We start from the raw sequence: 18,646 nt of genomic DNA on the forward strand, positions 1-18,646 counted from the left end.
CCGACGCCTCAGAACCGCTCGTACCGGAACCGGACGGTCGTGCTCGGGGCCTCGTCGAGCCTCGGCTCGATCGCCGCGTCGAAGGCGTCCCGGTCGGCCCCCGGCTCTAGATCCAACCCCTCGGTCAACGCGTAGGCGACGAGGCGGTACTCCTGGTCGTCGGGCGTTTCGTGACACGGCGAGCGGTAGCCGATCTCCCGCTCGTCGTTCTGCCCTTGGGTCGCCGCGATCGGCCCTGTCACCCGCCGATCGCCGGGGATCCCGGCGGGCAGATCGACAGACCCCTCCGCCGGGAGCCCCCAGAGCAGCCAGATCGTCCGCGGCGTGTAACTGCGGAGCCACTCGCCGACGAGCGCGACCGACGACGCGGGCGCCGGGATCCCCTCTATGGACACCGGCGGCGACTCCCCGACCCCGTCGCAGGTGTACCGCTGGGGCAGGTCTCCGCCGTCGAGCGCCGGGATCGACAGCCGGAACGAGTCGCCCGAGGGAGGCTCCCCGCCGATGGTACACCCCGAAAGCGCCGAGAGGGAAAGCGCGGCGAGCAGGTGGCGTCGTCGCATACGGTCGGGGTACTCGAGGGAGAATCAAGACCGTGTCGGCTTCCGCTCGCTTCGTCCGGACCGCCGGCGGATGCTTGATTACCGTGGAGCCCCAAACGCGAGGCATGGCTGCCGAAATCGTCCCCCCCACGCGGCGGCGCTGTGAGCGCTGCGGTCGGACCGACGTCTGGGAGGAGACGCTCGAGAACTGGGTCATCGCGGAAAAAAACGGCGAACGGCAGGTCGGCAACAAACACTGCATCCACGAGTGGGACATCAACGGACAGTACAACCCCATCGCCGACGACCCGAGCCCCGAGGAGTGACGGCCGCCCGCGTCGCCGCTCCGATCACTCCGGGACGGGCGGCGACCAGCCGTGGTTGTCGGCGACGAAATCGATGAAATCCGGGAACTCGTGGCCGCGGCCGAGCACCTCCCGCGCGAACGCGGGCTCGGGGTGATCGGAGAACCCGCCCGACCCCACCATCCGCCGGAGCACCTCCTGGGTGTCGGCGGAGCTGTCGCCGAAGGCGTCGGTGAACGCCTCCGGCGTGTCCCCGAACCGCTCGGCGAACGTCTCGCGTGCGCTGTCGTAGGCGTCCGTCAGCCACCGCTCGCGGTGGCTCCGGTAGGCGTCCTCGTAGGCGCCGTGGAGCTCCGAGAACTCGCCCGCGCTCAGCGGGTCGGTCGCCGAGAGAAACGTGACGAGTTTGACGACCGCGCTCCTCGTCACCGGATCATCGGGGTCCGACCCCGGAAGCCGCAACTCGTCGATGGGCTCGCTGCCGGCGTTCGGCGACGACGAGAGGGCCGCGGTGTACGCGTCGCCGTCGTCGCGGACGTACAGCGTGTACTGAAACCGGTCGTGTCGGAACTGCCTGACGACGCCGTCGCCGTGACCGCCCCCGAACCGACCGTACCAGTTCGAGATCCCGAGATCGGGCAGCTGGGGCGTAAACGCCGTCGGCGAGAAGACGAGCGAACCCAACTCGGCGTGGCTCAGCCGCGCGATACAGGGGATCTCACCGAGTTCTCTGAGGACCTCCTCGCGGTCGTCGCCCAGGCGGGCCGTCCGACCGCACGACTCACAGACGACGCTGCGCCCTTTCGTCGGGTGCTCGGGCGTGACTGTCGGAACGTGATCGCCGACCGGGACGTCCGGAAGCTCGTAGCGACCGCAGCGGACCGAGGCCAACTCCTCGAGCGCCCGGCGGATCGGTCCCTCGGCGGTGACAGAGTACGGCACCGTCACGCCGCAGGTCGTACACCGGACGAAGCGCTCGCGCGGGTACAGCGAGGGCGTGTGCTCGCGGGCCGCGACGCTCGGATCGACATTGAGATCGCGGAGCGTGGTCGACCGGGCGTCCTGCGCTGCCATGTCGGTCGGTTCGACGTCCGACCACAAAACCGTGGGCTCGGTATCGACAGCTGAGTGCGAGCCGAACCCCCGGCCGGACACAGTCGGTGAAACCGGGTCGAAGTTTAAACCGCAGCTCGGCGAAAGAACGGTACAACCATGCCGGGCGGACTCAATCCCCGCGAATACGACCTCGGCGAGCTCCGCGATGCGGTCCGCGAGACCGGACGCGACAGCGACCGCCCTCGCCGGGAGCCCGGACGCGCCCAATCCGGATCAGGGTCCGGCTCCGGGGCCGCCGAGCCCCCGGCCCGCCGGCCGGTCGATGCCGGGGCCGACGCCCGCTCGGACGCCCGGCCTGAGCCGTCGGCGTTCGACGACCCCGAGGCGTACCTCCGCTCGCGGCGACGCGGCGACGCGGCTCGAGCGGAGCGTCCCCGGCAAAATCGCCCAAACCGTCAGGACCGCCAGGACCGTCAGGACCGCCAGGACCGTCGAGACCGCCAGGACCGTCGAGACCGCCAAGAGCGCCGAACCGAGCGCCGCCCGCCCGACCGACGCGAGCCGACCGCCCGCGCCGGGCGCGGAGACGTCGGGTTCCTCCCACGGGACGCTGACACCTCGAAGCCGTACCTCAAGGACCTCCCGGGCGGCTACGGCGCACAATCGGAGATCTTCGAGTGGCTCGACCTGCTGGTCTCGAGGGGCGGCCACGAGGGCGCGGTGTCGGCGCTGGAGTACTACGAGTCGATCGAGTGGCTCTCCGCGGAGAGCCGGACGCAACTCGAGGCCTTCGTCGGCGGGCTCGCCGAGCCGGGGTCCGGCGGGGGCTCGCTCGGCGTCTCCGATCACCGCGAGAGCCTCAGGTACGTCGCCCGCCTCGCCGGGCGGGACTGACCGATCCGCACTCGGCCGGCGTGCTCGGGGAAGCTTATTTGAGACCGTCGGGAGACAGGCCGAACGAAATGAGCGAAACGGAGACCGATCCCGACGAGACGGCCGACGGCGACGGCGAGGCCCCGGCCGAAACCGGTCCTGACGAGCCCGAGGCGGCCACCGCCGAGACGGCCGACGAGTCCGACCCCAACGACACCGCCGAGACGGCCGACGCGCCGGCATCGTCCGACGGCCCCGACGGTGTCGTCCCCGTTGGCGTCAAACTCGGCAGCACGCGCACCGTCGTCGTCTACCCCTCGCCCGACGGCGACGGCGTCGAGACCATCCGCACGCTGACCTGTCTTGCGACCTACGAGGACGTCCTCACCGGCGAGGAGCGGATCCTCTACGGGGAGGAGGCCGCCCGGGAGTACCCCGACCGGGTCCGGTTCATGCTCCGCTCCGGGCTCCCGGAGGACACCGACAGCGTCGAATCGGCAGAGACGTTCTTCAGCGAACTCCTCGAGTCGAACGACGTGCCGACGAACAGCGCCGTCGTGTACGCGATCCCGACGATCGACAACGAGGCCGGCCTCGCCAACCTCGAGTCGGTCATCGAGGGGAGCCGGATCGGCGAGGCGCTCGTCCGGAGCTACCCGGAGTCGCTCTGTGGGTCGCTCCCGGCGTTCGACGACGGGCTGGACGCGATCGATGACATCTTCGTGACGGTCAACATGGGCTCGACCAACCTCGAGGTCTGCGCCTACCGCCGCGGCGAACAGCTCACGCCGCTGTCGACGGGCTCGATCACGGGCAACGAGGTCGATCGCCGCATCGCGAACTACGTCGAGGAGGAGACCCAGGGCCGCGTCAACATCGACCCGACGACCGCCAGGGAGTACAAGGAGGAACACGCCGACTTCGACGCCTTCGAGCCCTTCACCGACGTGATCCAGCAGCCGGGCGGCGGCTCCCACGAGTTCACCATCGAACACAGCGTCATGGACGCCTGCGACGAGTACGTCGACGAGGTCGTCGACGAGATCGCGAACGGCTTCCTGCCGGAGTTGGCGAACGACAACATGAAGGTGTACCAACTCGCACTCGAAAAGCCGATCGTCCTGACCGGCGGGATGGCCTGCGTGCCGGGCATCGCCGACGTCGTCGAGGCGCGTCTCAGCGACGAACTCCAGCGCGACGTCGACGTCGTCCGCGCCGACAGACCCGACCTCGCCGCCGCCGAGGGCGCCCACGAGATCGCCGACCACCTCGCCGAGAGCCTGTAGCGACACGCCGCTCGAAACCGTCCGAACGTACTTGACCGAGACGCGGAAACCCGATGACGGACGGATGGACACAGACGTCGTTCCGGACCCCGGGACCCTCGATCGGATCGACACCGGCGCCGACCGCCGGGACCCCGATCCGACCGACTGTTTGCCCCCCGGCGAGGAGCCGACGGCCGTCGTTTCGCTCTCGCCGGGTTGGGTCGCCCTCACCGACCGGGAACTGCTGGTGTTTCACCCCGACAGAGCGCCCGCGCTCGCCCGAGTCCCTCGGGTGAACGTGACCGCTGTCGCCGTCCGCCGCGCCGGCGGCCGGACGTTTCTGTCCTACGCGCCGAACGCCGTCGTCTTCGCTCTGATCGCGGGGCTCGTCGGCGCGGCGTTGCTTTCGGTCTCGCCGGGCGGTCTGGTCGCGATTCCCGAGGCGCCCGGGGCGGGACAGCTTGAGACCATCGTCGGCGCGCTCGCCCGCGCGACGCGTCTCCTCGGTGTCGTCCTCGTGTTCGGGGCCGTCCTCGCGGCGGTTTCGGTCGCGACCGTCGTGGGCTACTGGCTGGTCTCGAGAGATGTCGCCTTGGTCGTCGAGCGCGGCGACGCCGACCCGATCGAGTGCCCCACGACCAAGACGAGCGGAACGCGGGCGCTCCGGGCGCTCGAGCCGGAACTCGCCGGACGGTCGCCGGGCGATCGGCGCTCGAAACGGGCGTGACTCTCATGAGCCCCCCGCGGGTAGCCCCGGTCAGGATGGCTGACACCACGCTTCGCTCGGACGACCGCGCGGTGAGCGAAACGATCGCACTCGGTGTGATCCTCGGGAGCGCGATCGCCCTAGCGCTGGCCCTCGGCGCGATCATGCTTCTCGCCGGAGCGGTCTGATTCGGCGCCGCGCGCCCGGCCGCCTCGCGCGCCCGTCCCGCGGCGCGGACACGACAGCACAAGCTACATATCCGACGCTCGGCTACGATCCGGTATGACATCCGAGGCCGAACACCGCCCGCTCGTCGTCGTCGGCTCCGGTATCGCCGGGCTGTCGGCGGCGATCTACGCCGCGCGCTCGAACAACGATCCGCTCGTGCTCGAGGGCCCCGAACCCGGCGGGCAGTTGACGCTGACGACCGACGTCGCGAACTACCCCGGCTTTCCGGAGGGGATCGGCGGCCCCGAACTCATAAACGAGATGCGATCGCAGGCCGAGTCCTTCGGCACGGAGATCGATCACGGCGTCGTCGTCGACGTCGACCCCGGGACCCCACACCGGATCGAACTCCGCGACGGCACCGTTTATACCGCCGACGCGCTCGTTGCGGCCTCGGGGGCCTCGGCCCGGACGCTCGGCGTCCCCGGGGAGGACGAGCTCATGGGGTACGGCGTTTCGACGTGTGCGACCTGTGACGGGGCCTTCTTCCGGGGCGAGGACATGCTCGTCGTCGGCGGCGGGGACGCCGCCTGCGAGGAAGCCGCCTTCCTGACGAAGTTCGCCGACACGGTCTACGTCGTCCACCGCCGGGAGAACTTCCGCGCGGAGGACTACTGGACCGACCGGATCCGCGAACTCGAGGAGAGCGGCGATGTCGAGGTGCTGATAAACACCGAACTGCTCGAGATCCACGGCAGCGCCGACGACGGCGTCGAGCGCGTGACGCTGACGCGACACCCCGAGGGGTACCCGACGGAGAAACCCGACGACCCCGAGACGGAGACCTTCGGGATGGACGTCGGCGCGGTGTTCATGGCGATCGGCCACACGCCGAACACCGGGTACCTCGAGGGGACCGGCGTCGACCTGGACGAGACGGGGTATATAAATACGGTCGGCGGCGACGGCGGCGGACAGACCCGGACCGACGTGCCCGGGATCTTCGGGGCCGGCGACGTCGTCGATCACCACTACCAGCAGGCGATCACCGCCGGCGGCATGGGCGCGAAGGCGGCCATCGACGCCGACGAGTACATAGAGTCCCTCGAGCGGACCTCCGGAGCGACGCTCGACGCCGCCGCCGACGACTGACCCGACGCGGGTCGGCGCGGGTGACACACTACACCGGAAGCGCCTTCCGTCGCCGTCCGAAACGGGGCGTATGTCAAACGATACGGTTACGCTCCGGATCGAGGGCGACGACGCGGAGAACGACGTGACGCTGCCGGCCGCGATGCTCGATCTGATGCGTGAGGACGGCGAGACCGACCCCGAGATCGTCGGCGACCTCGCGCTGTTTTCCTGCGCCCAGCGGATCCACGCGACAGTACACCACGCCGAGGGCGGCGACACCGAGCGCTACAAGACGATCGAGGAGCGGACGATGGAACTGTTCGAGGAGCGCTTCGGCGCGACGTACGCCGAACTGACCGGCCACGACCACTAAACGGCTCTCTGTCGCACGCCGTAGGGCGTCGTCGGCTACCGGTTGTCCTCCGGGACCGTCCACTCGAGGACGACCCCCGCATCCACGCGGTCTACGCCCTCCAGTTCCAGCGCCGGGAACGCCGAGACGAACCCTTCCCCGTCGGCAAGCGTCGGCGCGTCCCGGCCGCCGAAGATCACGTTCCCGACGAAGACGGTGAGCTCGTCGACGAGCCCGGCCTCGAAAAGCGAGAACACGAGCTCGCCGCCGCCCTCGACTAGGACCGACCCGACCCCGTCGGATTCGAGCGCCCCGAACGCGGCCGCAAGATCGACCCGCTCGTCGCCGGCGGTGACGAGCGTCGCCCCCGCCGCCTCGAGTGCGTCCCGCCGCTGCCCCGAGGCGGCCTCACTCGTCAGGACGTACGTCGCCGCGTCGCCGGCCAACACGTCGGCCTCGGTCGGGGTCCGACACGTCGAGTCGGCGACGATCCGGGCCGGCGGGGGCGCCTCGGCCCCCTTCGTCCGGCGGCGGTGTGACTCGTCGTGTCTGCGCAGCGAGGGATCGTCGGCCAGCACCGTGCCGACGCCGACCACGACCCCGTCGGCCGCGGCCCGGAGCCGGTCGACGCGGGCGAAGTCCTCCTCGCCGCTGATGGCGATCTGCTCGCGGCGCCGCGAGGAGAGCTTCCCGTCGGCGCTGACGGCGACGTTCACAGAGACGTGCATACCCGAATCCCGCGTGCCGTCGGTAAAACCGTTATCGCTTGGGGTTCTCCAGCCCCCACCTCCGGCCTTCGTCCTCCGCTCTCCGTTCGCGCGCCGCGTCCGTTCGCGCCCGCCGTCACCGCCGCAGCGCCGCGATCGGCCGCCACGGCAGCGGCACGTAGTCGCGGTCCGGGGTGTACCGGCCGAACGCGAGGCTGTTCGACATCACGGAGACGCTGGAGGCGGCCATCGCCGCGCCCGCGAAGGCGGGGTTCAACAGCCCCAGCGAGGCGATCGGAACGAGCGTCGCGTTGTACGCGAACGCCCAAAAGAGGTTCTGGCGGACCTTCGCTATCGTCGCCTCCGAGATGCGGATCGCCTTCAGCACGTCGGTCGGGTTCGAGCGCATGAGCGTCACGTCCGCCGCCTCCATCGCGACGTCGGTCCCCGACCCGATCGCGATGCCGATGTGTGCGGTCGTCAGCGCCGGCGCGTCGTTGACGCCGTCGCCGACCATCATCGCCCGCGTGCCGTCCGCCTGGATCCCCTCGATCGCGTCGGCCTTCTCGCCGGGCAACACGCCCGATCGGACGTTCTCCTCGTCGATCCCGACCGCCGCCGCGACGGCCCGGGCGGTCCGGTCGTTGTCGCCGGTCAGCATGAACACCTCGTACCCCCGGTCGGCCAGCGCCGAGACCGCCTCCTTTGCGCGCTCCCGGACGGTATCGGCCGTTGCGATGACGCCGACGACGTCGCCGTCCAGGGCGACGAGCATGGCGGTTTTGCCCTCCCGCTCGAAGCGCTCCATCGTCGCCTCGGCCGCTTCGGTGTCGACGCCGTTCGCCTCGAGCAGCGCGCGGTTCCCGACGAGCACGCCGCCGCGTTCGCTCCGCGCCTCGACGCCCTTCCCGGGGACGTTCTCGAAGCCCTCGACGGCGATCGGGTCGACGTCCCGCTCTTCGGCCCCTCGGACGATGGCCCGCCCGAGCGGGTGTTCGGACCCGGTCTCGGCGCCCGCGGCCACCGCGAGAACGAACGACTCGTCGAGCGCCCCCTCGAGAGCGCCGCCGTCGGCGCGACGGCCGCCCCGGACCGGCTCGACGTCGGTCAGCCGCATCTCGCCTTCGGTCAGCGTCCCGGTCTTATCGAAGACGACCGCGTCGGTCCCGCGGACGCGCTCGAGGACGTCGCCGCCCTTGAACAGGACGCCGTTGCGCGCGGCGATCGTCGACCCGACCATCGTCGCCGCCGGCGTTGCGAGCCCGAGCGCGCAGGGGCAGGCGATGAGCACCGACGACGCGAACACCACCATCGAGAACTCGGCGAGCGGAACGCCGCCGACGACCGGGCCGCCGCCGACCTGCGCCAGCGGAAGCCCCCCGACGAGCGCGCTCAACTGCGGCGCGAAGAGGTACCAAAGCACCGCCCACGCGACGGCGTTGACGATGACGAGCGGAACGAAGTACCCGCTGGCCCGATCGACGAGCCGCTGGATGTCCGGCTGGCGGGACTGTGCCTCCTTGACCCGCCGGACGATGCCCTGTATCGCCGTGTCCTCGCCGACGCTCGTCGCCTCGAGTAGGAGGACGCCGTTCTCGTTTATCGTTCCCCCGATCACCTCGTCGCCCGGCACCTTCTCGACGGGCACGGACTCCCCGGTGAGCATCGACTCGTCGATCGCCGACTCGCCGTCCTCGACGACGCCGTCGGTCGGCACCCGCTCGCCCGGCCGGACCTTCAGCAGATCGCCGACCTCGACCTCCGAGAGGGGCACCACCGTTTCCTCGCCGTCGCGGACGACGGTCGCCTCCTCGGCCTCCAGGCGGAGCAACTCCCGGAGCGCGCCGGAGGCCTGTGCCTTCGAGCGCGCTTCGAGCCAGTTGCCGACGGTGATGAACCAGAGGATGAACCCGACCGCCTCGAAGTAGAGGTCGCCGGCGATCGCCCCGAGGACGACCGCCGTGCTGAAGACGTACCCGGCGCTCGCCCCGACGGCGACGAGGGTGTCCATGTTCGCGGTCCGGTTTCTGGCCGCCTTGTACGCGCCGACGAGGAACTCCCGGCCGAGCGTCGCCATGAGCGCGGTTGCGAGCCCGAACTCGATCCACCCGAGCGGAACCCCGCCGAGCCCGCCCGGCTCCGGCAGCGGGGTGAACATCGCCGCCATCAGGTAGACGAACGGCAGCGTCAACGCCCCGCCGCCGACCGCGAGGCGCCGCTGCCTGCGGAGCTCTCGCTCGGCCACGCTCTCCTCAGTGGAGCCGTCCGCGTCGGTCTCGGCCTGCGGGTCGTACCCCGCGTCGGCGATGGCGTCGCGGGCCGCCTCAATCGAGAAGCTCTCGGGGTTGTACTCGACGGTCGCCTCGTCGGTCGCGTAGTTGACATCGGCGCGGATGACGCCCGAAACGCCCCCGAGGGCCCCCGCGATCGTCTCCGCGCACGTCGAGCAGTGCATCCCCGACACCCCGATCGTCCGCGTTTCCCGCTGTGGCTCGTATCCGGCCTCCTCGATCGCCGCGTAGACCGACCCGAGCGACGTCTCCTCTGGGTCGTACTCGACTGTCGCCTCGTCGGTCGCGTAGTTCACCGAGCCCTCGGCGACCCCCCCGAGCGATTCGACGGCCTCGGTCACCGTCTCCGCGCACGTCGAGCAGTGCATCCCGGAGATCCCGATCCGCTCACGAACGGTCATACCCGTTAGTACGGCCTTCGGACTGATGCGGTTTGCCCTTTCGAATACGTTCTTCGAGGGCGAGAATACTTCGGATTCGAAGGTCACCGACCGTCGTCCGCCGGCGCGACCCCGGACGCCCGACTGCCGCGCGGCCGATCGGCCCTCGTCAGGACGCGTCGGGCGTTGTGAGCTCCGCCCCGTCGCCGAACTCGCCGTTTATCATTCGGGGGTCGATCCAGACGATGAACTCCGAGTCCCGCTTGATGAGCCCGCGGATGTGGCCGTGGTCCACCGGCGGGTCGTCGACCTCCTGTTCGGAGACATCGGAGACCTCCTCGACGCTGTCGACGGCCCACCCGATCGATCGGTCGTCCTCGAAGATGGCCGAATCGAAGATCACGATCCGGTCGCCGAGGTCGCCCCCGACGTCGAGTCCGACCTTCGGATCGATGATCGAGGTCGTGTTCCCGCGGAGGTCGATGACCCCCTCGACGTGCGGCGGCGAGTTCGGGATCGGCGTCAACTCGCCCATGTCGACGATCTCGGTCACGTACTCGATGCTGACGCAGTATGTCTCCTCGCCGAGGCGGAACTCAAGCACCTGTTCGGTCTCGAGTTGCTGGGTCGCTTCCTGGGACATGGTTCGGGTATCGTACCTTTCCAGCCGTTCGGTACTTAATACTCCGAGCGTTTCATCGCCTGATACGCGGGGCGTGGGCGGCGGCGTCGGGGCCGGCGCACCCGGGACGGACCGACGGCCGAGGCGCTCGTCCCCGATAACGGAACCCATTTGCGTCCCGACGCCGGATTCACGCGCATGGACTGGCCTCACGACCCCGACGGCGAGGATGGCTCCGAAGGGAAACGCAAGTACGGGCAGGCGGTGCTGGCAAAGAAGATCGACGAGGAGGAGGAGTTCCCGCTGACGACATCGGAGTTCGTCGAGGAGCACGGCTCCGATCCGATCCGCCTCAACCACGAGCGCGTCGTCAGCGTCGCCGACATCTTCGAACACGTCGAGGAGACCGAGTTCGAGGACTTCGTCGAGTTCCACGGGGCGGTCGGGCAGGCGATGCGAGACAACGATATGTGGGAACTCGAGGACGAACACGTCGCCTGACGGCGGGCCCCGAGTAAGGGGGTGAAACACCGGCCGTACCGTCGACAATGGTAAGGCAAATACCGGCCGGCCGCTAACCACGGACCGTGACGAACACCCAGGTTACGCTCATACAGATCGACAACTACGGCCCTTGGACGGTCACGCCCGAACCCCGCCGGGAAGTCGACCTCCAGACGCTCCAATCGCGGCTGTACGCCGACCTCTCACAGCTGTTCGGGAACCGCGAGGGGTACGTCTTCTTCACGCGGTTCGACAACATGGTCGCGGTGACGAACGGCCTCGACAGCGACGCCCACGCCCTGATACAGGAGTCCGTCGACAACCGGTATCCGGTGAGCGTGAGCCTGAGCGTCGCCGTGGACGCCTCTCCGGCGCGCGCGCTCGGGGTCGCGACCGACCAGCTTCAGGACGCCGGGAGCGCACAGGACCGCGGTCGGACGGAGATCCTCCGCGGCGATCCGCTCGCCGACCCCGAGCGATCGGGCGACGACGTGCGCATCGCCCACTTCGACGTCAACGACGCGACCGGAAAGTACACCGATGAGCTGAACGAGTTCGACTCCTTTATCAACATCGAACAGGGCTACGCCGAGCTGATGCGACACATGCGCACCGACCACGAGTCGCTGTCGTTTTTCGTCGGCGGCGACAACATCATCGCCGTCTGTGACGCCCTCGAGGCCGCGGCGTACCGCGAGGCGATCGAACACGTCAGAGACGCCGTCGGGGTCGATCTGAAGGTCGGGGTCGGCACCGACCGGACGGCCCAGAAGGCGGGCATGGCGGCCAAACACGCCCTGGAGACCTGCCGCGAAGAGGGGACGGACGTCGAGTTCGCCTGATCGCACCCTCCGAATGCGAGCACACCCCGGCGATGCTTCCGGACGCGTCCGTGACGCCGGCACACTGACGGGGAGGGTTTTTATCGATCCGATCGAACACGCGTTCATGCGTCGTCGACCGCTGTTGGCCGCGCTCGGAGCGACCGTCGCTACGGCCGGGTGTGTGACCGGGTACGCGGCCGACGACACGGGAGACGACCCGACCGGCGAGCCCCCGGCGACGGACGGCAACGACGGGCAAAGAGACGGGGAAGGCGAGGGGATCGACGCGCCGACGCTCGCCGAACAGGGCCGACCGCCGACGCTCTGTGAGGAGGACCTCCGACCCGAGGGCATCCGAGCGATCGACGACCCGTCCTTTTGCGCCCCCAAGGCGTGGCCCGACGACCCCGACGGGTACCGGCCGCTCGAGGAGGGCTCGACCGTCATCGGGGTCGAACGCGACGGCGTGGCGCGCGCGTACCCGCTGACGGTGCTGAACGTCCACGAGATCGTCAACGACACCCTCGGCGAACCGATGATCGTCACCTACTGTCCGATCTGTCGGAGCGGGATGGTCGCCGACCGGCGCGTCGACGGCGACACGGCGACGTTCGACGTCTCGGGGCTGCTTTGGGTCCCGCCGCGGATCTACACGGCCGCCGCCGAGGAGGAGGGCCGCGTCTTCTCCGACCGCGAGGACGGCGTCGGCAACAACGGAAACCTGGTGATGTACGACGACGCGACGCGCTCGTACTGGTCGCAGATGCTCGGACAGGCGATCTGCGGGCCGCGGGCGGAAACCCGACTCCGGACCCTGCCCTCGACGGTGTCGACGCTCGGCGCGTGGCGCGAGGACAACCCCGACGGCGGGGTGCTGTTGCCCCCGCCCGCCTCGGGGATCGTCGATCCGCCGATCTGAGCGGCGCAACGACGCCTCGTTCGCGTTTTGGCCGGGCGTCGGTGCCGCCGTTTTGCGGGAGGTTTTATATGTAAATAAGCCGTTATGTACCTTATGCCGCGCAAAGTTCGCAGACGCGACGTGGTAAAGGGCGTAGGGATCGCCGGCGTGTCGTTCGGCCTCGCCGGCTGTACCGGCAACGGAAACGGCGGTAACGGCAACGGTAACGGCGGTGGCAACGGCAACGGCAACGGTGACGGCGGCGACGGCGGTGACGGCGGTGACGGCGGCGACGGCGGCGACGGCGGCGACACCGGCGGCGGTGTCGACGTACTCAACGTCATCGGCTACCCCGAGGACGGGAACACGCTGTTCCGCGACTACTACAGCCTGACCGACGGCACCGGGGACGTCATCGTCCCCGACGGGCTCCAGGACGGCGAGATGCAACAGCAGGTCGGAAACCCGATGGACAACGTCATCGGGACGGCGCCCGACGCTGGCGGGCCCGCCGAGGAGGCGTTCATCGGGCTCTACGAGGACGAGTACGACTCGTCTCCCGGGATATTCACGTCGCAGTCGTACGACTCCGTCGCCGTCGGCATCCTCGCCAACGTCGCTGCCGGCGAGAACAGCGGTATGGGCGTCCGCGATCAGATGCGCAACGTCGCGAACCCCGAGGGCATGGAGGTCACGCCGGAGAACTTCGTCGAGGGCGTCGAGGCCGTCGCCAACGGCGAAAACGTCAATTACCAGGGGGCGTCCTCGGACGTCAACTTCAACGAGGCCGGCGACCCGGCGAACGCCACCTACGCGATTTGGGAGTTCGACGGCGAAGGCGGGACGACGGACATCGAGACGCTGAGCTTCGAGGGCGCTAATCCACAGGGCGCGGGCCCCTCCGCGGACTCGATCCCCGGCGGCTTCGGGCGCACCGTCGAGGTCGGCATCCTCCTGCCGGAGACCGGCAACCTCGCCTCGGTCGGCGAGGAGATGATAAACGCCGCGGAGATCCCGGCCATGCAGGTCAACAACGCCGACGTCGACATCGAGGTCAACACCACCTTCGAGGACACCAACACCAATGCCAACACCGGGATCCAGGCCGCGAACTCCCTCGTCAACGCCGGCGTTCCGTTCGTCTGTGGGTCGGCGTCCTCCGACGTGAACGTCCCCGTCTCCCAGGAGGCGTTCATCCCGAACCAGGTGGTCGGCTGCTCGCCGTCGTCGACGGCGCTGTCGGTCACCAACTTCGAGGACGACGACTACATCTTCCGGACCGCGCCGTCCGATATACTGCAGGGCCGCGTGATGGCACAGGTCGCCTCCGAGCGACTCGGCGCCGAGACCGCCGCCACGCTGTACATAAACAACGACTACGGCCAGCAGCTCTCCGAGCAGTTCAGCTCGGTCTTCGAGGACGACTTCGACGGCACCGTGACCGGACAGGTCGCGTACAACCCGAACGAGGGCTCCTACACCTCGGTCATCCAGGAAGCCCTCGGCAGCAACTGAGACGGAACCGCGGTTCGGTTCACCGACCGTTTTTTACCGGTACGCACGCTGAGGGTCGCCCGTCGAGCGCCTCCGCCGTCGGGCTCTGTGACCGCCGTCTACCCGCCCAGGAAGTCCTGTCTGACCTGATCGTCCTCGAGGAGCGCGCGCCCGGTGTCCTCGTAGCGGTTCTTCCCGTCGACGAGCACGTAACCCCGATCGCACCGCCGGAGGGCCTCCTTCGCGTTCTGCTCGACCATCAGGACCGCCGTGCCGTCATCGTTGATGCCGTCGATGCGATCGAACATGTCGTCGACGAGGTCGGGCGCGAGGCCCGCGGACGGCTCGTCGAGCAACAGCAGATCCGGGTCCAACATCAGCGCGCGCCCCATGGCGAGCATCTGCCGCTGTCCGCCGGACATCGTCCCCGCCTCCTGGTCTCGTCGCTCTCTGAGGATCGGAAAGCGGTCGTAGACGGCCTCGATCGACTCCTCGGGCACCTCGTCGAGGATGTACGCCCCCATCTCGAGGTTCTCCTGTACCGACAGCGACCCGAAGATGTTGTGATTCTGGGGGACGTACCCCAGGCCCTCGTAGATTATCTCCTCCGGTTGGGTGTCCGTGATGTCCGCGCCGCCGTACTCGATGGTCCCGCCCATCCGGTTTGTGAGCCCGAACACGGACTTCATAACGGTCGATTTCCCCGCCCCGTTGGGGCCGACGATCGTGACGTACTCGCCGTTTCTGACGTCGAGGTCGACGCCGGTGAGTATCTGGAGGTCGCCGTAGCCGGCGTCGAGGTCCCGGACGGCGAGCAGGCTGTCCTCCCACGTGTTCGTCCCGCGGTTCGCGCCGTCCGAGGCCTCGCTGTCTCCGGTTCTGTCCCCGTCCGTTTCCGTTTCGGTCGCGCTCATTCGACCTCACCCCCGAGGTACGCCTCGATGACGTCCTCGTTGCGTTTTATCTCGGCCGGCGGGCCCTCGGTGAGCACCCGCCCTTGGTGCATCACGATGACGCGCTCGCAGTTCTGCATGATCAGGTCCATGTCGTGTTCGACGATGAGGAAGGTGTACCCGTCGTCACGGAGGTCGTGGATGTGCCCTAGGAGCCGCTCCTCCAAGGAGGGGTTGACGCCGGCGAAGGGCTCGTCCAACAACAGCACCGTCGGCTCGGTCAAAAGCGCCCGCGCCAACTCAAGCAGCTTCCGTTGTCCACCCGAGAGGTTCCCCGCGTACTCGTCTGCGAGGTGGTCGATCTCGAAGAACTCGAGCATCTCCCAGCACCGCTCGAGTATCTCCTCTTCTTGCTCGCTCACCGACCGCCGAACGAACGGCAGGACGGACCGCCAAAGCGACTCCCCGCGTTGGCCCTTCGGCGCGAGCATCATGTTCTCCATGACCGTCATCTCCTCGAGCTCCCGGGCGATCTGGAAGGTCCTGACCAGCCCGCGGTTCGCGATCCGGTCCGGCGATAGCCCGGTGATGTCCTCGCCGTTGAACTGGACCTGTCCCGCGGTCGGCTCGTGGACCCCGGTGATGCAGTTGAACGTCGTCGACTTGCCCGCCCCGTTCGGACCGATGAGCCCCGTCAGCGTCCCCTCCGTGATCTCGAAGGACGCCTCGTCGACGGCGACGATCCCGCCGAACTCCTTGCGGAGCCCCTCGACCCGCAGCGGGATCGCACTCGGCGTGTGCTTCGCCGCCCGCTCGACGTCGGAGTCTTGGGCCTCCGGCTCCTCGATCTCGACGTCCTCCGCCGGCGCGTTCGTGTCGACGACGTCGTCGACCTCGGTGTCACTCACCGTCGACACCCCTGTTTTCCTCGCCGCCGTCGGTCGCCGGCGGCGATCCGCCGGTCTTCGCCCGACGGCGGCCCAGCGGGATGGTGCTCGCCGTCTCCTTTCGGTGCCCGAGTATCCCCTCGGGGCGGTTGTGCATCAGGTAGATCAACACGAGCCCCATGATGACAAACCGCAGCTGACCGATGTTGTCGACGGTGTAGGCCAAAAGCGGGACCGGATCGGCCGCGGCGAGCGGTCCGACCGCCTGCGCGAACGTGTTGACCGCGTCGATCTCGAAGCTCCCCTCAATGACGTTGCTGAAGAAGATCGGCCCCTGATAGAGGACCGCGGCGAAGATCGCGCCGCCCATGACGCTTCCGGTGTTCGAGCCGGCGCCGCCGATTATCAGCGCAATCCACACGAAAAACGTGATCCGCGGCCGGAACGCGTTCGGCGTGATCGCCCCCTGGCTGGCGTACAACAGGATCCCGCCGAGGCCCATGAGCGCACACCCGATGACGAACGCCTTGATCTTGAACCGGTCCGTGTCCTTCCCGAGGGCCTTCGTCGCGTCCTCGTCCTCGCGGATCGCCTTCAGGACCCGGCCGTACGGGGAGCTTCCGACCCGGGTGAGAAGCACGTAGAACCCGACGAGAAACACCAAAAGCACGAGCCCATAGAGGATCCCGTCGAACACCGGCTTCGGGTTCGACCCGATCCCGATGGCCTCGCCGGTGCGTTCGGAAAACCGCGTGTAGGACTCCAACAGCCCGAACGCCCCGAGGAGCCGATCGACCGGGTCGAAATCGAGAAGCAGCCCCGAACCGCCCCCGAGACCGACCCAGTAGCCGAGGACCTGCCCCTGCTGGAGGCTCTGCTCGAGCAGCGTAAACCGGACCACCTCGCTGAGACCGACGGTCACGATGGCGAAGTAGTCCGCCCGGAGCCGCAGCGCCGGCAGCGCAACGAGCCCTCCGAACAGCCCCGCAGCGACGACGCCGCCGATGATCCCGATCCAAAGCGGCAGCCCGAAGCCGCCGGTCGTCCCGGCGGCGGGTTCGGTCAGCGTGGCCCCCTTCGAGAGGATCGCCGTCGTGTAGATGCCGATCCCCATGAAGCCGATCACGCCGATGTTGAACAGCCCGGTGTAGCCCCAATGGAGGTTCAAGGCGAGCGCGAGCATCGCGAACACGGCGATGAAAAACGACAGCTGTGCGAGCTCGTTGAGCTGTTGGCGGAGCCCGTAGCTCAACAACAGCCCGCCGACGACGTACGCGGCGAAGAGGCCGCTGACGAGCGCGGTCAGCTTGACGGCGTCTTGCTCCCAGACGGCCGCGAGCGTCCCTCTGTCGTCGGCGCTTTGCTCGGCGCCGCTCATGCTGTGGACCTCCCGGCGAAGATCCCCTCGGGACGGACGAGCAACACCGCGATCATGATGAGGAAGGCGGCCGCCCGCGAGAGCCCGCCCGGGATCCAGACGACCGACAGCGACATCACGAACCCGATGACGAGACCGCCGGCGATCGCGCCGTACACGGAGCCGATCCCGCCGAGGATGACGGCCGCAAAGACCGGCAACAGGAGGCTCCAGAACTGAAACCAGTGTAGCGTTTCGTTCCAGAGGACGAACATGTACCCGGCGACGCCGGCGAGCCCGGCGCCGATGATCCAGGTGAACCGGACGACCCGCTCGGTCGGGATCCCGGTGATGCGCGCTAAGTCCTCGTTGTCGGCCATCGCCCGCATCGCCTTACCGAGTCTCGTCCGCTGCAACAGGAAATGAAGCCCGAGCATCAACACGACGGCGACGACGAGAAGCGAGACCTCGTGGAGATCGACGTTGACGGTCCCGTCGATCACCGGAACGGCGACGCTCGGGATACCACTGGGGTCGGTGACGCCGCGTCGGCCCGGGCCGAAGACGAACACGATGAGATACCGCAGCGCGAACGCGACGCCGATGCTCGTGATGAGAAGCGTGATCCCCGAGCGATCGCGTATCGGCTTGTACACGAAGCGATCGATGATGAGCGCCAGCGCGATCGACGCGACCGCGGCGACGACCACGCCGGCTAACACCGCAAGCGGCGACGTCGCAACGCCGATGCCGAGGGCGGCGCCGAAGACCGACCCGCCGGCGCCGACGAGTAGCAGCGACCCGAGGGCTGCCTCCGTGCCGAACCCGCCGGCGATGACGTACGTGGCCGCCACCCCGCCGAAGGCGCCCCCCGTGATGAGATCGCCGTGTGCGAAGTTCGCGAAGTTCAGGATGCTGTACGTCATCGAGAGCCCGATCCCCGCGAGCCCGAAGAACAGCCCCCGCATCAGGCCGTCTTTCAGGAGCACCCCGAACTCGGAGAACTGCGTCTGTCCGACGGCGAGTTGGCGTACCAGATCGAGAGCGAGCACAACGAACACGATCACGAGGGCGGCCCGGATCGGGTCCTCGATCAGGAACTCGCGCCCGCGCTCGTATGAGTCACTGACTCCCATGTTGTTTCGTACCCGATTAGCCGGCACACAACGTAAAGTACTCTTCGGCTCACGCGGTGGTCTCGGCGGCGCGTTCGGCCGTTCGGCGCCCAAACCGGTGCTCGGCGGCGGTCGCGGCGTTGCGCAAGGCTTTCATAACAACCAATCGATCACCGGAGCATGATACGGATGCTCGACGACCTCGATGCCGAGGGGGCCGCGGTCGGGGTTCGGGTCGACATAAACAGCCCGTTGGACGACGACGGGATC

At 68.6% G+C, this 18,646-nt stretch carries 20 protein-coding genes; 11 read left to right on the top strand and 9 right to left on the bottom strand.

Features of this window, described 5'->3' with window-relative positions:
- Positions 1-8 precede the first annotated feature (8 nt).
- Positions 9-563 carry a YbhB/YbcL family Raf kinase inhibitor-like protein gene (locus Q0916_RS04210; protein WP_299234822.1) on the bottom strand — a complete coding sequence of 185 codons (555 nt, stop codon included), beginning with the start codon at positions 561-563 and terminating at the stop codon, positions 9-11.
- A gap of 104 nt (positions 564-667) precedes the next feature.
- On the opposite strand from Q0916_RS04210, the gene Q0916_RS04215 reads away from it, so the two are divergent.
- Entirely contained in the window at positions 668-868 is a 201-nt protein-coding gene (locus Q0916_RS04215; protein WP_299234825.1) for an HEWD family protein, read from the top strand.
- Positions 869-892: 24 nt separating this feature from the next.
- Here Q0916_RS04215 and Q0916_RS04220 read toward each other — a convergent pair whose 3' ends face one another.
- Complete coding sequence (locus Q0916_RS04220; protein ID WP_299234828.1) at positions 893-1,921, bottom strand: hypothetical protein; 1,029 nt, start codon at positions 1,919-1,921, stop codon at positions 893-895.
- Positions 1,922-2,059: 138 nt separating this feature from the next.
- Between Q0916_RS04220 and Q0916_RS04225 the strand changes: the two genes are divergently transcribed.
- The 6 genes from Q0916_RS04225 to Q0916_RS04250 all read left to right on the top strand — a co-directional run bounded on the left by Q0916_RS04225 (position 2,060) and on the right by Q0916_RS04250 (position 6,425).
- Entirely contained in the window at positions 2,060-2,797 is a 738-nt protein-coding gene (locus tag Q0916_RS04225; protein ID WP_299234831.1) for a FlaD/FlaE family flagellar protein, read from the top strand.
- Positions 2,798-2,865: 68 nt separating this feature from the next.
- Entirely contained in the window at positions 2,866-4,062 is a 1,197-nt protein-coding gene (locus Q0916_RS04230; RefSeq protein WP_299234834.1) for a rod shape-determining protein, read from the top strand.
- A 64-nt stretch (positions 4,063-4,126) separates the two neighbouring features.
- Complete coding sequence (locus Q0916_RS04235; protein ID WP_299234837.1) at positions 4,127-4,771, top strand: hypothetical protein; 645 nt, start codon at positions 4,127-4,129, stop codon at positions 4,769-4,771.
- A gap of 35 nt (positions 4,772-4,806) precedes the next feature.
- The gene (locus Q0916_RS04240; RefSeq protein WP_299234840.1) at positions 4,807-4,938 is read left to right on the top strand and encodes a hypothetical protein; all 132 of its coding nucleotides are present in this window, start codon (positions 4,807-4,809) and stop codon (positions 4,936-4,938) included.
- Between the two features lie 94 nt (positions 4,939-5,032).
- Positions 5,033-6,070, top strand: a complete 1,038-nt coding sequence (locus Q0916_RS04245) for an NAD(P)/FAD-dependent oxidoreductase (RefSeq protein ID WP_299234844.1) — start codon at positions 5,033-5,035, stop codon at positions 6,068-6,070.
- Between the two features lie 70 nt (positions 6,071-6,140).
- Entirely contained in the window at positions 6,141-6,425 is a 285-nt protein-coding gene (locus Q0916_RS04250) for a DUF7545 family protein (RefSeq protein ID WP_299234847.1), read from the top strand.
- 35 nt (positions 6,426-6,460) lie between these two features.
- On the opposite strand, the gene Q0916_RS04255 is transcribed toward Q0916_RS04250, so the two are convergent.
- From Q0916_RS04255 to Q0916_RS04265, 3 genes are all read right to left on the bottom strand, one after another.
- On the bottom strand, positions 6,461-7,132 hold the full coding sequence (locus Q0916_RS04255) for a 2,5-diamino-6-(ribosylamino)-4(3H)-pyrimidinone 5'-phosphate reductase (RefSeq protein WP_299234849.1): 672 nt from the start codon (positions 7,130-7,132) through the stop codon (positions 6,461-6,463).
- Between the two features lie 115 nt (positions 7,133-7,247).
- Positions 7,248-9,803, bottom strand: coding sequence for a heavy metal translocating P-type ATPase (locus Q0916_RS04260; RefSeq protein WP_299234852.1), 2,556 nt, complete (start codon positions 9,801-9,803; stop codon positions 7,248-7,250).
- A 148-nt stretch (positions 9,804-9,951) separates the two neighbouring features.
- Entirely contained in the window at positions 9,952-10,425 is a 474-nt protein-coding gene (locus Q0916_RS04265; protein ID WP_299234855.1) for a chemotaxis protein CheW, read from the bottom strand.
- 177 nt (positions 10,426-10,602) lie between these two features.
- Between Q0916_RS04265 and Q0916_RS04270 the strand changes: the two genes are divergently transcribed.
- The 4 genes from Q0916_RS04270 to Q0916_RS04285 all read left to right on the top strand — a co-directional run bounded on the left by Q0916_RS04270 (position 10,603) and on the right by Q0916_RS04285 (position 14,145).
- On the top strand, positions 10,603-10,905 hold the full coding sequence (locus Q0916_RS04270; protein WP_299234858.1) for a DUF5785 family protein: 303 nt from the start codon (positions 10,603-10,605) through the stop codon (positions 10,903-10,905).
- 86 nt (positions 10,906-10,991) lie between these two features.
- Positions 10,992-11,750: a GTP cyclohydrolase III gene (locus tag Q0916_RS04275; RefSeq protein ID WP_299234860.1), complete on the top strand. Its 759-nt coding sequence runs from the start codon at positions 10,992-10,994 to the stop codon at positions 11,748-11,750.
- Between the two features lie 106 nt (positions 11,751-11,856).
- Positions 11,857-12,651 carry a DUF3179 domain-containing (seleno)protein gene (locus tag Q0916_RS04280; RefSeq protein WP_299234862.1) on the top strand — a complete coding sequence of 265 codons (795 nt, stop codon included), beginning with the start codon at positions 11,857-11,859 and terminating at the stop codon, positions 12,649-12,651.
- A gap of 93 nt (positions 12,652-12,744) precedes the next feature.
- Complete coding sequence (locus Q0916_RS04285; protein WP_299234864.1) at positions 12,745-14,145, top strand: ABC transporter substrate-binding protein; 1,401 nt, start codon at positions 12,745-12,747, stop codon at positions 14,143-14,145.
- Positions 14,146-14,243: 98 nt separating this feature from the next.
- On the opposite strand, the gene Q0916_RS04290 is transcribed toward Q0916_RS04285, so the two are convergent.
- From Q0916_RS04290 to Q0916_RS04305, 4 genes are read right to left on the bottom strand one after another with little or no spacing between them, the layout of a single operon-like run.
- Positions 14,244-15,038, bottom strand: a complete 795-nt coding sequence (locus Q0916_RS04290) for an ABC transporter ATP-binding protein (RefSeq protein ID WP_299234867.1) — start codon at positions 15,036-15,038, stop codon at positions 14,244-14,246.
- Positions 15,035-15,925, bottom strand: coding sequence for an ABC transporter ATP-binding protein (locus Q0916_RS04295; RefSeq protein ID WP_299234870.1), 891 nt, complete (start codon positions 15,923-15,925; stop codon positions 15,035-15,037). Before Q0916_RS04295 ends, Q0916_RS04290 begins: the two co-directional genes overlap by 4 nt.
- Complete coding sequence (locus Q0916_RS04300; RefSeq protein WP_299234872.1) at positions 15,918-17,282, bottom strand: branched-chain amino acid ABC transporter permease; 1,365 nt, start codon at positions 17,280-17,282, stop codon at positions 15,918-15,920. Before Q0916_RS04300 ends, Q0916_RS04295 begins: the two co-directional genes overlap by 8 nt.
- A complete protein-coding gene (locus Q0916_RS04305; RefSeq protein WP_299234874.1) occupies positions 17,279-18,397 on the bottom strand; it encodes a branched-chain amino acid ABC transporter permease in 1,119 nt (372 codons plus the stop codon). Before Q0916_RS04305 ends, Q0916_RS04300 begins: the two co-directional genes overlap by 4 nt.
- Positions 18,398-18,646: the final 249 nt, after the last annotated feature.

The sequence above is a fragment of the Natronomonas sp. genome, from assembly GCF_028274965.1.
GTDB lineage: Archaea > Halobacteriota > Halobacteria > Halobacteriales > Haloarculaceae > Natronomonas.

Excerpts from the sequence above, each read along its gene's own strand:
- Q0916_RS04210 (WP_299234822.1), bottom strand. The coding sequence starts at position 563 with ATGCGACGACGCCACCTGCTCGCCGCGCTTTCCCTCTCGGCGCTTTCG.
- Q0916_RS04215 (WP_299234825.1), top strand. The coding sequence starts at position 668 with ATGGCTGCCGAAATCGTCCCCCCCACGCGGCGGCGCTGTGAGCGCTGC.
- Q0916_RS04220 (WP_299234828.1), bottom strand. The coding sequence starts at position 1,921 with ATGGCAGCGCAGGACGCCCGGTCGACCACGCTCCGCGATCTCAATGTC.
- Q0916_RS04225 (WP_299234831.1), top strand. The coding sequence starts at position 2,060 with ATGCCGGGCGGACTCAATCCCCGCGAATACGACCTCGGCGAGCTCCGC.
- Q0916_RS04230 (WP_299234834.1), top strand. The coding sequence starts at position 2,866 with ATGAGCGAAACGGAGACCGATCCCGACGAGACGGCCGACGGCGACGGC.
- Q0916_RS04235 (WP_299234837.1), top strand. The coding sequence starts at position 4,127 with ATGGACACAGACGTCGTTCCGGACCCCGGGACCCTCGATCGGATCGAC.
- Q0916_RS04240 (WP_299234840.1), top strand. The coding sequence starts at position 4,807 with ATGGCTGACACCACGCTTCGCTCGGACGACCGCGCGGTGAGCGAAACG.
- Q0916_RS04245 (WP_299234844.1), top strand. The coding sequence starts at position 5,033 with ATGACATCCGAGGCCGAACACCGCCCGCTCGTCGTCGTCGGCTCCGGT.
- Q0916_RS04250 (WP_299234847.1), top strand. The coding sequence starts at position 6,141 with ATGTCAAACGATACGGTTACGCTCCGGATCGAGGGCGACGACGCGGAG.
- Q0916_RS04255 (WP_299234849.1), bottom strand. The coding sequence starts at position 7,132 with ATGCACGTCTCTGTGAACGTCGCCGTCAGCGCCGACGGGAAGCTCTCC.
- Q0916_RS04260 (WP_299234852.1), bottom strand. The coding sequence starts at position 9,803 with ATGACCGTTCGTGAGCGGATCGGGATCTCCGGGATGCACTGCTCGACG.
- Q0916_RS04265 (WP_299234855.1), bottom strand. The coding sequence starts at position 10,425 with ATGTCCCAGGAAGCGACCCAGCAACTCGAGACCGAACAGGTGCTTGAG.
- Q0916_RS04270 (WP_299234858.1), top strand. The coding sequence starts at position 10,603 with ATGGACTGGCCTCACGACCCCGACGGCGAGGATGGCTCCGAAGGGAAA.
- Q0916_RS04280 (WP_299234862.1), top strand. The coding sequence starts at position 11,857 with ATGCGTCGTCGACCGCTGTTGGCCGCGCTCGGAGCGACCGTCGCTACG.
- Q0916_RS04285 (WP_299234864.1), top strand. The coding sequence starts at position 12,745 with ATGCCGCGCAAAGTTCGCAGACGCGACGTGGTAAAGGGCGTAGGGATC.
- Q0916_RS04290 (WP_299234867.1), bottom strand. The coding sequence starts at position 15,038 with ATGAGCGCGACCGAAACGGAAACGGACGGGGACAGAACCGGAGACAGC.
- Q0916_RS04300 (WP_299234872.1), bottom strand. The coding sequence starts at position 17,282 with ATGAGCGGCGCCGAGCAAAGCGCCGACGACAGAGGGACGCTCGCGGCC.
- Q0916_RS04305 (WP_299234874.1), bottom strand. The coding sequence starts at position 18,397 with ATGGGAGTCAGTGACTCATACGAGCGCGGGCGCGAGTTCCTGATCGAG.